10 protein-coding genes are annotated in these 13,201 nt (G+C 69.4%); 6 read left to right on the forward strand and 4 right to left on the reverse strand.

Going from position 1 to position 13,201, the window contains the following annotated elements; all coding sequences use genetic code 11:
* Window positions 1-3 precede the first annotated feature (3 nt).
* A complete protein-coding gene (gene truA, locus OG390_RS31255; RefSeq protein WP_406172744.1) occupies window positions 4-861 on the forward strand; it encodes a tRNA pseudouridine(38-40) synthase TruA in 858 nt (285 codons plus the stop codon).
* A 323-nt stretch (window positions 862-1,184) separates the two neighbouring features.
* Window positions 1,185-1,937: a polyprenol monophosphomannose synthase gene (locus OG390_RS31260; RefSeq protein ID WP_406172745.1), complete on the forward strand. Its 753-nt coding sequence runs from the start codon at window positions 1,185-1,187 to the stop codon at window positions 1,935-1,937.
* A gap of 146 nt (window positions 1,938-2,083) precedes the next feature.
* Here OG390_RS31260 and OG390_RS31265 read toward each other — a convergent pair whose 3' ends face one another.
* Window positions 2,084-2,971 carry a hypothetical protein gene (locus OG390_RS31265; RefSeq protein WP_406172746.1) on the reverse strand — a complete coding sequence of 296 codons (888 nt, stop codon included), beginning with the start codon at window positions 2,969-2,971 and terminating at the stop codon, window positions 2,084-2,086.
* Window positions 2,972-3,045: 74 nt separating this feature from the next.
* On the opposite strand from OG390_RS31265, the gene OG390_RS31270 reads away from it, so the two are divergent.
* The 4 genes from OG390_RS31270 (at window position 3,046) to glmM (ending at window position 7,179) form a co-directional block, all read left to right on the forward strand.
* Window positions 3,046-4,257, forward strand: a complete 1,212-nt coding sequence (locus tag OG390_RS31270; RefSeq protein ID WP_406172747.1) for a glycosyltransferase family 87 protein — start codon at window positions 3,046-3,048, stop codon at window positions 4,255-4,257.
* A 376-nt stretch (window positions 4,258-4,633) separates the two neighbouring features.
* On the forward strand, window positions 4,634-5,077 hold the full coding sequence (gene rplM, locus OG390_RS31275) for a 50S ribosomal protein L13 (RefSeq protein ID WP_399077161.1): 444 nt from the start codon (window positions 4,634-4,636) through the stop codon (window positions 5,075-5,077).
* Between the two features lie 41 nt (window positions 5,078-5,118).
* Window positions 5,119-5,640, forward strand: coding sequence for a 30S ribosomal protein S9 (rpsI, locus tag OG390_RS31280; protein WP_189190312.1), 522 nt, complete (start codon window positions 5,119-5,121; stop codon window positions 5,638-5,640).
* Between the two features lie 180 nt (window positions 5,641-5,820).
* Window positions 5,821-7,179, forward strand: coding sequence for a phosphoglucosamine mutase (glmM, locus tag OG390_RS31285; RefSeq protein WP_406172748.1), 1,359 nt, complete (start codon window positions 5,821-5,823; stop codon window positions 7,177-7,179).
* A 179-nt stretch (window positions 7,180-7,358) separates the two neighbouring features.
* On the opposite strand, the gene OG390_RS31290 is transcribed toward glmM, so the two are convergent.
* The 3 genes from OG390_RS31290 to OG390_RS31300 all read right to left on the reverse strand — a co-directional run bounded on the left by OG390_RS31290 (window position 7,359) and on the right by OG390_RS31300 (window position 12,847).
* Window positions 7,359-8,306 (reverse strand): DUF389 domain-containing protein, encoded by a 948-nt coding sequence (locus OG390_RS31290; RefSeq protein ID WP_406172749.1) that lies wholly within the window; start codon window positions 8,304-8,306, stop codon window positions 7,359-7,361.
* Window positions 8,307-8,322: 16 nt separating this feature from the next.
* A complete protein-coding gene (gene coaA, locus OG390_RS31295; protein WP_406172750.1) occupies window positions 8,323-9,312 on the reverse strand; it encodes a type I pantothenate kinase in 990 nt (329 codons plus the stop codon).
* Window positions 9,313-9,427: 115 nt separating this feature from the next.
* Window positions 9,428-12,847, reverse strand: a complete 3,420-nt coding sequence (locus tag OG390_RS31300; protein WP_406172751.1) for an FG-GAP-like repeat-containing protein — start codon at window positions 12,845-12,847, stop codon at window positions 9,428-9,430.
* Window positions 12,848-13,201: the final 354 nt, after the last annotated feature.

The raw sequence follows: 13,201 nt of genomic DNA on the forward strand, positions 1-13,201 counted from the left end.
GGTGTGAGTGACGAAGTGCAGCCCGGGTTTGTGCGTGTGCGGATGGACCTTTCCTACGATGGGAGCGAGTTCTCCGGGTGGGCCAAGCAGGCCAGGGGGCAGCGGACCGTGCAGGCGGAGATCGAGGATGCTCTGCGAACGGTGACGCGGTCGAAGGCGACGACGTACGAGCTGACCGTGGCCGGGCGGACCGATGCCGGCGTCCATGCGCGGGGGCAGGTGGCGCATGTCGATCTGCCGGTCGAGCTGTGGGCCGAGCATCAGGAGAAGCTGCTGAAGCGGCTGGCCGGGCGGCTGTCGAAGGACGTCCGGGTGTGGTCCCTGACCGAGGCGCCCGAAGGATTCAACGCGCGCTTCTCGGCGATCTGGCGGCGATACGCCTACCGCGTCACCGACAACCCCGGCGGTGTGGACCCGCTGCTGCGCCATCATGTCCTGTGGCACGACTGGCCGTTGGACGTCGATGCCATGAACGAGGCCGCTCAACGGCTCGTCGGGGAGCACGACTTCGCCGCCTACTGCAAGAAGCGCGAGGGCGCGACGACCATTCGTACGCTCCAGGAGCTGAGCCTCGTGCGCGGTGACGACGGGATCATCACCGCCACCGTCCGTGCCGACGCCTTCTGTCACAACATGGTGCGCTCGCTGATCGGCACCCTGCTGTTCGTCGGGGACGGGCACCGCGAGCCGGACTGGCCCGGGAAGGTACTGGCCGCCGGCGTACGGGATTCGGCGGTTCATGTCGTACGGCCGCACGGACTCACGCTGGAAGAAGTCGGTTACCCCGCCGACGAGTTGCTGGCCGCGCGGAACAAGGAGGCGCGGAACAAGCGTTCGCTGCCCGGGGCGGGGTGCTGCTGAGCGACCTTTGGGTCGCGGGATTTCCAGCATTATGCGGCATTTCACGGTCCATGACCCCGGCGACGGACCGCCCCCGCAAGGCGCATCCGCTCCTCGGGTACGCGGTCTCGCCCGAGGAAGCGCTGCAACGGGGCCGACCTCGTGCTGCATCTGACCGAGTGGCCGCGGTTCCGTGAACTGGACCCCGGGCGGCTCGTGTCACTGGTGTCCCGTCCGCGGACGTGGACGGCAGAGGGGTGCTCGACGCGGACCGCTGGACCGCGGCGGGTCGGCAATGCCGGGCGCTGGGACGACCCGCGCCCGTAGGGGAGGGGAAGTAGGACATGACGTACGACGTGGGGGCGGACGCGGCGGTCACCGTGGTGATGCCGACGTACAACGAGGCGGCGAATCTGCCCCGGATGACCGAGGCCGTCCTTCAACTGCCGCTCGCCGGGCTGCACTTGAAGATCGTGGACGACTCCAGCCCGGACGGCACCGGGCGGATCGCGGAGGATCTCGCGGAGAAGTACAACGCCGACGGGCGGCGCCGGATGAGCGTGCTGCACCGGACGGAGAAGGACGGTCTGGGGCGGGCGTACACGGCCGGGATGAGTGCCGCTCTCGACGAGGGCGCCGCGTATGTCGTGCAGATGGACGCCGACGGCAGCCATCCCGTGGACGCCGTGCCCCGGATGCTCGGCACGGCCGTGGCCACCGGCGTGGGGCTTGTCATCGGCAGCCGATATGTCGAGGGCGGCTCGCTCGACGAGGACTGGGGTGTGCACCGGGTGCTGCTCTCGCGCTTCGCGAACGGCTACGCCCGTGCCGTGCTCGGCACCAAGATCCGGGACATCACGGCCGGGTTCAACCTCTGGTCGGCCGCGACCCTGGGCGATGTCGACCTGGCAACGCTCGACAGCGCCGGCTACAGCTTCCAGGTCGAGCTCAAGTACAAGGCGGTGCGCGCCGGACACAGCGCCGTGGAGATCCCGATCCGCTTCGAGGAGCGGACCGAGGGGGTTTCCAAGATGACGCTGCGTACGCAGCTGGAGTCGGCGGTGGTGCCGATTCGGCTGCGGATGAAGCACAAGTAGGGCAGTAACAAGCGGGGGAGCCCACGTAGGGCAGCAACACGCGGCGCGGCAGCAAGCAGTGGCGTAGCCCAGTAGGCCAGTAGTCCCGTATCCCGCAGTGCCTCGTGCGGCGGCGGTCGATCCTCGTCGGCCGCCGCCCGGGGCCGCTACTCGCTGGCTGCCGCCGACGCCTGGGCCTCGCCGCGCCGGCGGATCTGCCGGAAGGCGAACTCGGCGATGTCGTCGCCGCTGGTGAAGACCTTGGTGTCCTTCGTCGTCACGTCCTTGCCGTTGGTGAACCCGGCGAGGGTGAAGTAGGCGTAGCGGCCGTAGGAGTTGGTGGTCGAGCGGCAGACGGCGGAGTCGCAGAAGGACTTGACGGCGTTGCCGGACAGCGAGGTGACGATGCTCTTCTTGTCCGCATCGCCCTTGGCCTTGGTCGCCTGCGCCTCGGTGTCGAAGACGGCCACGCCGACCGTCACCGCGACACCGTCCTTGGTGTAGGTGACGCGCAGGACGCGTGTGCAGCCGTTCTTGGTGAGGATCGCAGGGAGGGTGCCCTTCGTGGCCGAGGCACAGTTCTTCGTGTCGGCCGTCGGACCCTTGCGGTAGACGCGGTCGCCCATGGTCAGCTGCGTACCGGGGAAGAGGATGTCCGGGCTGAGCGGCGCCTTGTCCTTCTTCGCGCTGGATATGAAGTCCTTCGGGTCCAGCGGGGGAGGGGCCGACGTCGGCTCGAACGACGGGGCCGGCGCGGTGGTGTCGCTCGGGATGGTCGCGGTGGCGGGCAGGTTGGAGGGCTGATTCGAGGCCTGGCTGTTCCCGTTCGCGGACACCACGGCCACGGCGACGGCCGCGCCGACCCCGATCGTGGCGAGCGCTGCGCCGCCGATGAACAGCAGCCTGCGCCGTTTGTTGCGCGACTCGGACGCCTCGGCGAGTGCCGCCCAGTCAGGAGTCCGATCGGTGCTCTGGCTGCCCCAATGAGGCTGCTGAGAACCCGGCTTCCAGGGATCCCACGGGGGCTGCCCCTGCCCACCCTGCCCATAACTCATGCGCCGCATCTTAGACGGGTGTTGGGGGGTGCCGTTCCGCATCACAGCGCACTTGAGCCCCTAGCGTGACCTGCATGAACGAGGACAAAAGTGACATCTCCGGGTGGTTGGTGCGACGGGCGTCCTGGCATGCGTGGGCGGTGTTGGCCCTGGTGCTGTGCGTTCCGGTCGTGAACGTCGCGCGCAGGAGCTCGGACGGCGGGATGGACAACGCGATCGTCGTCCGGGCGGCCCGGACCTGGCTGGACGGCGGCTCGCCGTATGCCGACCCGCACTTCCTCTATCTGCCAGGCGCGGTGCTCGCGGCGGTGCCGCAGGCGCTGCTGCCGCTGGCCGTGCTGCGGGTGCTCGTGCCACTGGCGGTGACCGTACTGCTGGCGGCGGGCTGGGGCTGCGCGCTCCGCATCCACGGGATCGCGTGGCGCAGCCGCTTCGCCGTACTGGGCCTGACCGGGCTCGCGCTGGGCTTCGCACCCTTCGGACATCTGGTGACGCTGGGCAACTGGACGGTGACGGCGGCGGTCGCGCTGCCGCTGGGGTTGCTGTGCGCGGTACGGGGGCGGTGGGTCGCGGCGGGGGTGGTGATCGGCGCCGCGATCGTCCTGAAGCCCCTGCTCGCGCCGGTGGCGCTGCTCTTCGTCTTCGCCCGGGAGTGGCGCGGGCTGGGCTCGCTTGTGCTGGTGCCCGCGGTGGTCTCCGGTGGGGCGGCGCTGCTGATGCCCGATCCTGCGGGGTTCGTCACGCGGACGCTGCCGTTCCTGCTGCGGGGACACGACAGGTTCGTACGACTGTACGAGGCTTCGCCGGGGCCCGTGCTGGCACGGCTCGGGGTGCCGCAGGGGGTGGCGACCTCGGTCGCCTTCGTGGCCGCCGGGGTGGGGGTCTGGTGTGCGCACCGGCGCTGGTCTCGGGTCGATCCTGGGGCGCTGCGGCTGGTCGAGACCGCCGTGACGCTGATGCTGTCGGCGTTTTTGGTGTCCCGGCCGTCGTACGACCACTATCTGCTGGTCGTGGTGCCGCTGCTGGTCGCGGGGGTGCCGTTTCCGGGCTCGGTCGCCCGGAGTCCGTGGTTCTGGCTTGCGCTGGTGCCGCAGGTGCCCGGTTTCAGGTGGCCCTGGCTGGAGCCGGTGACCCGGCGGGCCTTCCGGGACTGCCTTACCTTGTGTGTGCTGGTTGCTGCCGTAGCCATTCGGGCGGAGCTGTCCTTGGGGCGTGTCGGAAGGCGCCAAGCCCTGCAGGCTGTGCCCGCCCGTCCCGCGCTGCGGGACGATTGCCCACAGCGATGAAGCGGCGGCAGCGGTAAGCGACGGCACGGTAGCGACGGCGGCGGTAGCGACGGCAGCGGGTAGCGGCCGCGGCGGTGATGGCCGCGGCGGTGGTGGCCACGGCGGTAGTGACCCTCGCCGCGGTACCCGGAGCGCCGCAACCCCAGGGGGTTCGACCCGCGTTTTGACCCTTCAGGGCCAGCGCGGGTAGGCTAGCGATTCGTTATGTGTATTGGCTTGCTCATTCTCACGTGAGGGGCCCTTACACCGGTCCACCGGGGCCGATGACCAGCGACCAGCACGCGGTATGCGTCACCGCAGTGCGGTCAGGGCTGTCGTGATCGTCCGTGGTGGCCTTGTCAGGACCCACTCACTGAAGAAGCGAAGGCTACGAACCGTGCGTACGTACAGCCCCAAGCCCGGCGACATCACTCGCCAGTGGCACGTCATCGACGCCCAGGACGTCGTCCTGGGACGTCTGGCGACCACTGCCGCCACCCTCCTGCGGGGCAAGCACAAGCCGATCTTTGCCCCCCACGTCGACGCTGGTGACTTCGTCATCATCATCAACGCGGACAAGGTGCACCTGTCCGGCAACAAGCGGACGCAGAAGATGGCGTACCGCCACTCCGGTTACCCGGGTGGTCTGCGCTCCGTCCGCTACGACGAGCTGCTGGACAAGAACCCCGAGAAGGCCGTCGAGAAGGCCGTCAAGGGCATGCTCCCCAAGAACTCCCTGGGCCGTCAGATGCTCTCGAAGCTGAAGGTCTACTCGGGCGACCAGCACCCGCACGCTGCCCAGCAGCCGGTGCCGTTCGAGATCACCCAGGTCGCGCAGTAGTTCCGGCCACCCCCTAAGACACAGAGAATCTGAGGAGAATCGTGGCCGAGACCACCGTTGAGCAGCCGGTCGAAGAGACTGAGCTCGTCGACATCGACCAGTACACCACCGAGTCCGAGGTCCCCGTCGAGGGCGAGTACACCTCGGAGTCCCTCGCCGGCCGCTTCGGCGAGCCGCAGCCGGCCGCCGGCCTGGGCCGTCGCAAGAACGCCATTGCCCGCGTCCGGATCGTCCCGGGCTCCGGCAAGTGGAAGATCAACGGTCGCACCCTTGAGGACTACTTCCCCAACAAGGTGCACCAGCAGGAAGTCAACGAGCCCTTCAAGGTGCTCGAGCTCGACGGCCGCTACGACGTCATCGCCCGCATCTCGGGTGGCGGCGTCTCCGGTCAGGCCGGAGCCCTGCGCCTCGGCGTGGCCCGCGCCCTGAACGAGGCCGACGTGGACAACAACCGCGGCGCCCTGAAGAAGGCCGGCTTCCTCAAGCGCGACGACCGTGCGGTCGAGCGCAAGAAGGCCGGTCTCAAGAAGGCCCGTAAGGCCCCGCAGTACAGCAAGCGTTAATCTTCGCTGCCTGCTCGTACGCGTCGCAGTACGCGGAGTACGTCCGAACGCCCCGGCGGCACGCCACAGTGCCGCCGGGGCGTTCGTTTATCACAGTCATGGGCGTATAACGGCACAAGGTGCTCAAAGGCTCGTGTGATCGGATGACTTCCGAACTCTGAAGCTTCCTCAGGAGGACAAGTGGGACGACTCTTCGGCACGGACGGCGTGCGCGGTGTCGCCAACGCGGATCTGACGGCCGAGCTCGCGCTCGGGCTCTCCGTGGCAGCGGCGCACGTACTGGCCGAGGCGGGCACGTTCGAGGGCCACCGGCCGGTCGCGGTGGTCGGGCGGGACCCGCGCGCGTCCGGGGAGTTCCTCGAGGCCGCCGTGGTCGCGGGCCTGGCCAGCGCGGGCGTGGACGTCCTGCGCGTCGGTGTGCTGCCCACCCCCGCGGTGGCGTACCTCACCGGTGCGCTGGGCGCCGACCTCGGCGTGATGCTCTCCGCCAGCCACAACGCCATGCCCGACAACGGGATCAAGTTCTTCGCCCGCGGCGGCCACAAGCTCGCCGACGAGCTGGAGGACCGGATCGAGGGCGTGTACGAGGAGCACCGCACCGGCGCTCCCTGGGACCGGCCCACCGGTGCCGGCGTCGGGCGCGTGCGCGCGTACGAGGAAGGGTTCGACCAGTACGTCGCCCACCTCGTCGGCGTCCTGCCGAACCGCCTGGACGGTGTGAAGGTCGTCCTCGACGAGGCACACGGCGCAGCCGCCCGGGTCTCGCCGGAGGCCTTCACGCGGGCCGGCGCCGAGATCATCACGATCGGCGCCGAGCCGGACGGGCTCAACATCAACGACGGCTGCGGCTCCACCCACTTGGCCAAGCTCCAGGCCGCCGTCCTCGAACACGGCGCCGACCTCGGCATCGCGCACGACGGCGACGCCGACCGCTGCCTCGCCGTGGACCACACGGGCGCCGAGGTGGACGGCGACCAGATCCTGGCCGTACTCGCGCTGGCGATGCGGGAGCGTTCCGCACTGCGCTCCGACACCGTCGTCGCGACCGTCATGTCCAACCTGGGCTTCAAGCTCGCCATGGAGCGCGAGGGTCTTTCGCTCATCCAGACGGCGGTCGGCGACCGTTACGTCCTGGAGGAGATGAAGGAGCACGGCTACGCCCTCGGCGGCGAGCAGTCCGGGCACGTCATCATCCTCGACCACGCCACCACCGGCGACGGCACGCTGACCGGTCTGCTGTTGGCGGCCCGGGTCGCGCAGACGGGCCGTACGCTCCAGGACCTCGCCTCGGTCATGGAGCGGCTGCCGCAGGTGCTGATCAATGTGCCCGACGTCGACAAGTCGCGGGTGAAGACCTCGGCCGAGCTGGCCACCGCGGTGGCCGACGCCGAGCGCGAACTCGGATCCACCGGCCGGGTGTTGCTCCGTTCGTCGGGCACCGAGCCGCTCGTACGGGTGATGGTCGAGGCCGCCGACATCGACCATGCGCGGTCGGTGGCAGGGCGGCTCGCCGACGCGGTGAAGTCGGCGCTCGGCTAGGCCCGCACTTCGCAGGTCGCCGAGAAGGTTCGCCGTAGCGACCTCCGGGCCTCCGATCTCGACCGATCCGGACCGGCACGGCTCTCGCCACTACGGTTCCGATCGACAAGCAATCGGCTATGACCGCTTGATCTTCACGATCGGGTGACCTGCGAAGTACGAGGCTAGGCCGACAGGACCTAGAACCGGCTCAGTGCGGCGGCGCGTTCACGCTGCCGGGCCCAGAACCACTTCTGGGCCAGCAGCGTGAGTGTGCCGGCCAGCACGATGCCCAGCAGGTTCAGCAGCAGCTGCTCGGTGGAGCGCCACGCCTGGTGGTACTCGGTGTAGCTGAAGGCGACGGCGGCGTTCGCGGCGGCCGGGACCGTGGTCACCGAGATGGCGACGCCCACCAGGGCGCCCGACTTGGCGGAGGTCAGGGACAGCGTGCCCGCGCAGCCGGCAAGGACGGCCACGACGAACGAGAACCAGTCGGGCCGGTAGATGAAGTGGGTGTTGGGGCGCTCGGCGTCCAGCTGCGTGTCGCTGAACAGGCCGACCGCGTCCATGAAGTAGCTGAAGGCCACCGTCACCAGCATCGCGATGGCGAAGCCCACCAGCAGCGCGGTCAGCGAGCGCCACGCGAGCCGCGGGGCGCGGCGCACCAGGGCCGTGCAGAACCCGGCCAGCGGTCCGAACTCCGGTCCGACCGCCATCGCGCCCACGATCAGGATCGCGTTGTCGAGGACCACACCACAGGCCGCGATCATCGTGGCCAGCGTGATGAACGCGACGTAGGTGACCGAGAGCGTGGACTCCTCGTGCGTCGCGTCCGTCAGGTGCTCCCACAGCACCGCGTCGGCACCCTCGCCCGGTGCTTCCTCCTCCGCCTTGTCGGCCCGCTTCGACAGCGACAGGTCGATGTTCTCGACGGCGATCGAGCCGCTCCGGTCGATCCCCAACTCCTGCAGCCCGGTCAGGAGTTCGTCACCGGCCTCCCGGGCGACGTCGCACATGACGACATCGCCCACGGGGTTGCGGGCCGCCCCCGGCAGCACGGCCAGGTGGGTCGTGCCGACCGTCCGCTCGATCAGACGTATGACGTCATCGGTGCGGTCGGCGGGGGTGATCAGGCGCAGATGCAGCATGGCCGCAGCGTAATGGTCAGAGCTTGCGCAGGCTCAGGCGCTGCACCTTGTGGTCGGGGCCCTTGCGCACGACGAGGGTCGCCCGGCCGCGCGTCGGGGCCACGTTCTCCAGCAGATTGGGCTTGTTGATGGTCCGCCAGGTCGTGCGGGCGTAGTCGAGCGCCTCCTCCTCGGAGACCTGGGTGTACTTGCGGAAGTACGAGTCGGGCTTCTGGAAGGCGGTCGCGCGCAGCTTGCGGAAGCGGTTGAGGTACCAGGCCTCGATGTCCTCGGGCCGGGCGTCCACGTACACGCTGAAGTCGAAGTAGTCCGCGAGGCCGACGCGGGTGCGGCCGTCCTTGCCGGGCAGGGCCGGCTGCAGCACGTTCAGGCCTTCGACGATGAGGATGTCGGGGCGGCGGACCGTGAGCCGCTGACCGGGCACGATGTCGTAGATCAGATGCGAGTAGACGGGGGCGGTGACCTCGTCCTTGCCCGCCTTGATGTCGGCGACGAACCGGGTCAGGGCGCGGCGGTCGTACGACTCGGGGAAACCTTTACGCGACATCAGACCGCGCGCTTCCAGCTCCTTGGTGGGCAGCAGGAAGCCGTCCGTGGTGACCAGCTCGACGCGCGGGTGCTCGGGCCAGCGGGAGAGCAGGGCCTGCAGGAGCCGGGCGACGGTGGACTTGCCGACGGCCACCGAACCGGCGACTCCTATGACGAACGGGGTGCCCGACTGGGAGCCCTTCTCGCCGAGGAAGGTGTTCAGGGCGCCTCTGAGTCCGTCGGTGGCGCCGATGTACAGATTGAGCAGTCTGGACAGCGGCAGATAGATGTCCCGGACCTCGTCGAGGTCGATGACGTCGCCCAGACCGCGCAGCTTCTCGACCTCCTCCGCGTTGAGCGGGAGCGGCGTCTTTTCGCGCAGCGCGCTCCACTCGGTACGGGTGAGGTCGACGTAGGGAGTCGCCTCCGGCCTGGACCGGTGGGCGCTCCGGGATATCGAGGAGACCGGAGAGATCACAGTCCATTGTTACGGGAGTACGGACGGCATGGGGGGTGGGGTCCGTCACGCGGGATGCGCTCGGGCCCGTGCCCCGGGAGAGGACACGGGCCCGAGTGGCGCTGTCGCCGACCGGTCAGCCGAAGGCCTTCTTGCTCTCCCAGCCGCCGCTGATGACTGTGATCGGCGTGCCGACGCCGGTCTTGGTGCAGGCGAAGAAGACGACCGAGCCGTCCGCCTTGCGCGCCCAGATGTCGGGGATCCCGTCGCCGTTGACGTCAGGGGTGCCGGACACCAGGGTGTAGGCGGTCTTGCTCCATCCGGTGGCGTACTCGGTGTCGGTCCCGGTCAGGGAGTCCGCGGCGTGACCGAGGGAGGCGAGGGTGGTGCCTCCGTTGCTGTCGGTCACCCCGAAGCGGACCAGCAGGCGGTCGGTGGCGAAGGTGCGGTAGACGAGGTCGACCTCGCCGTCGCCGTTGACGTCGCCGACGTTGATCAGCTGGCGGTTGTCCCAGGTGGTCGCGGTGATCTGCTCGGCCTTGGCGAAACTGCCGCCGGTATAGCCGGTGAACGCCCACAGGGCCGTGCCGGAGACCGCGAACATGTCCGGGCGCTTGTCGTTGTCGTAGTCCCCGATGGCCAGGATCTGGCTCAGCGAGGCCGGGGCGGGGGCAGCGTCGGGGAGGCGGAACTCGACGCGCCGCGAGACGTCGACGCTGCCGTAGCCGTCGCCGGGGTAGATGTACAGCTTGCCGTCGGGCATGCGGGCGACCACGTCCTGGATGCCGTCACCGGGCAGGAAGTCGCCGTTGTGGGTGATCAGCGCCGGGGTGGTGACGGTGTCGTCCACCCAGTAGAGGCCGTAGTCCGGGATGCCGTCGTCATCGGAGTCGGTCTCGATGATCTCGCCGTCGTCGTGGGCGGCGGGCAGCGAGACGTGGATGTCGCCGTCCTTTTCCGCCGGGTACAGCCTGAGGTCACCGGTGGCGTCGATGACGAAGAGATCGGCGAGGGCGTCGCCGGTCACGTCGCCGGCCGTGTCGGCGGTGTCGCGCGGGGTGACGTAGAACAGGTACTTCGTCGGTTCCGGCGAGGGGTTGCCCGAGCCGTCCAGGGCCCTGACGTAGAGGATGTTGGGCCCGGCGGTCGGCGGTGTGAGCGAGCGGGTGGCGTAGGCTCCGGCGCTGACCGTGACGGACTCGGTGTCGTTGAAGCTGGTGCCGTTGAAGCGCCACTGGTACTTCACGGTGTCGGCCGAACCGTCCGGGCTGAAGGTGAAGTTGCCGGCCGTGCCGAAGTCCACCGTGCTCCACGTGGTGCCCTGGCCGTCGTCCTCCGGGAAAGCGGTGGACGTCACCTTGGGCGAGTTGGGCGCCGACGAGTCGTACTTGAAGCCGCAGTTGACGGTGGAGGGCGGCGCATAGGTCGAGGCCGCGCCTGTGGAGTCGATGGCACGCACCCGCCAGTAGTACGTCTTGCCGTTGGCGAAGTTGCTGCTGGTGCCGTCGGCGCCGTCGAGGGTGATGCTCGCCTTGCCGGTGGAGTCCACGGCGACGTTGCCGTCGTAGATCTTGGTGGCGACGCCCGACTCCCAGACCTCGAAGTCGAGGTACTTCAGGTTGCCGTCGGGGTCGGAGCTGGTGGCGTCGAAGGTCAGGTCGCTGGCGCCGACCGAGGCGTACGGGCTGGTGGTGTCGCAGTCCGGGCCCGGGGTCATGTGGAGCTTGGTGGGCTCGGCGGGCTTGCGGTTGTAGTTGATGGTGATCTTCGGCGCGGACTCGCCCTCGGCCTTGAACTTCTTCCAGGAGTACGAGGAGTCCTCGGTGGTGGCGCGCAGGCCGATGTTGAAGCTGGTCCAGCCGCCGTCGGCGGCGTCCTGGGCGATGGACTTGCCGTCGTAGGTGACGTACGCGTCCGGGCAGGAGGAGCTCCAGCCGTTGGCGAAGGACTTGGTGCCGAGCTTCGTCTTCCAGGACGGCTGGTTGTTCCAGGTCGTTGACGAGGAGATGCCGCCCGTGTACCACAGCTGCATCTCGCGCGCCGAGCACGACCAGGAGTAGGTCTCCAGCAGGCGGATGGTGGCGGAGCTGACGATGGCGCCCTTGATGCTGGAGGTCCAGCCCAGGCGGAAGAAGGAGCGGGACAGGCCACCGGTGGTGGACTCGTAGCCGACGCGGGCCTCGGTGGTACCGGTGTTGTAGTTGGCGCCGTCGTAGAAGTTGGAGTCCGGGTACTTCTTGTAGACGGTGGTCCAGTTCTTGGTCTTGCCGGTGATCGACGGATCGATGAAGACCGGGTACCGGGTGTCGTCGTCGGTCAGCAGTGAGCGGTCCGGGGCGACGGTCAGGACGGCCGAGCCGGTGCCCTGGCCGCTGAGTTCGGCCTTGCCGACCGCGCGGTGGGTGCCCGGCTGCGGGCCGGCCAGGCCCGGCAGGGCGAGGACGTCGTCGGCGGCGGTCGAGGCGAACGCGGCGGTCGTGACCCGGGAGCCCCGGGTCCAGTGGTACGAGGACTGCTGCGCCGTGCCCGAGCGGCTCGCGCTCGGCTCCTGCTGCGGATCGGCGGTGTCGTCGGTGTCCGCGCCGCCGGTGGGGTTGTCGGACGCGGCCTCGCCGGGCCCCTCCGAGTAGGCGGGCGAAGGCTCCTCGCCGGGCTCGGCGGGCTGCGGATCGGCGCCCTCCGTGACGGCCGGCTTGCCGGCCGAGTCCCACAGGTACGGCGTCGGGGAGACGGCGAGCTCGTTGCCGTCGTTGTCCTCGGCGGTCACGACCTGGGTCACCGCGTCGCGGTGGAAGGTGAGGTCCGGGGACGACAGCCGGTAGGTGAGCTCGGCGAGCGAGGGGTTCTGCGCGGCCGCGGAGCTGTGCACGACCAGGACGTGGGTGAAGCCGCTGTCCTGGGCGGTCAGCAGCAGGTCCACCCCGTCGAACACATTCGGGTAGAGGGCGCTCGCGCCGTCGATGACCGGTGTGGGCAACGCGCCCGGCCAGCTCATGGTGATCTCGTGGCCGCCCCCGCTGAACGTGACCAGGTCGGTAAAGGCCGGGTCGGACGCCTGGACGCTGCCGGTGCGCTGGGCGCGGGAGGCTGCGTACACCGCAGGGCGGACGACGGCCGTACCGCTCGTGGCGCTCGCGTGGTGGGTGACGGAGTGTTTGCCGCCGGCCGAGAACACCACCGGCTCGGTGGCCGCCTTCGGCGCCCAGCCGTCCTTCGTGTGTGTCAGCGTGGTGTCGATGCGCTTCCACTCGCCGTCCACCTCGGCGCGGATCGGCGCGGCGTACGCGGTCAGCTCGAAGCTGCCGTCCGGCAGCGCGTAGGTGGTGGAGGTCGCGTCGCGCCGGGCGGTGACCTCGACGCGCTTGCCGGTGCTGCGGGCCTTGCGCTGCGCGGCGCTCTCGTCCAACGGGCCCTTGGCGCTGTGCTGTTGCCCGGGCTTGGCCGTGTCCTCCGGCCCACCCCAGGAGGGGGAGAGCAGGGCGGCGCCCAGCGCGGCGGCGACCAGTCCGGCCACTCCGGCCGTGGTGCGCCGGGGTACGGCCCGGAGTCTGGGCAAGGCCCGAATGAGACGACGACGGTCCACGGTGCTGGATTCCCTCCCTGATGAAGCCCCCCGCTCCGGGCCCACCGAAACGCACGGTGCTCAACGCACAGCAGCGCGACATGGCAGACGGGAGCGCCTGAGAAGGATGGCCGATGGACCCGGATCCGGCCACATGTGCCGCTGCCGGGGTCCGCCCGAGGTGAGTCCATGACCTGCGGCGGAGCGGGGGCCGAGTGAAGCTCCGACGAGTCCGAAACAGGGCCTAAACAGTCATCAAAGGCGCGAAAACGTAGTGTGTGCAGAGTAATTGAGTATCGCTCGGATAGAGATGTCCAAGTTTTGGAGAAACCGCCAGATGTGGAGAGG

This window comes from Streptomyces sp. NBC_00996 (genome assembly GCF_045162675.1).
GTDB lineage: Bacteria > Actinomycetota > Actinomycetes > Streptomycetales > Streptomycetaceae > Streptomyces.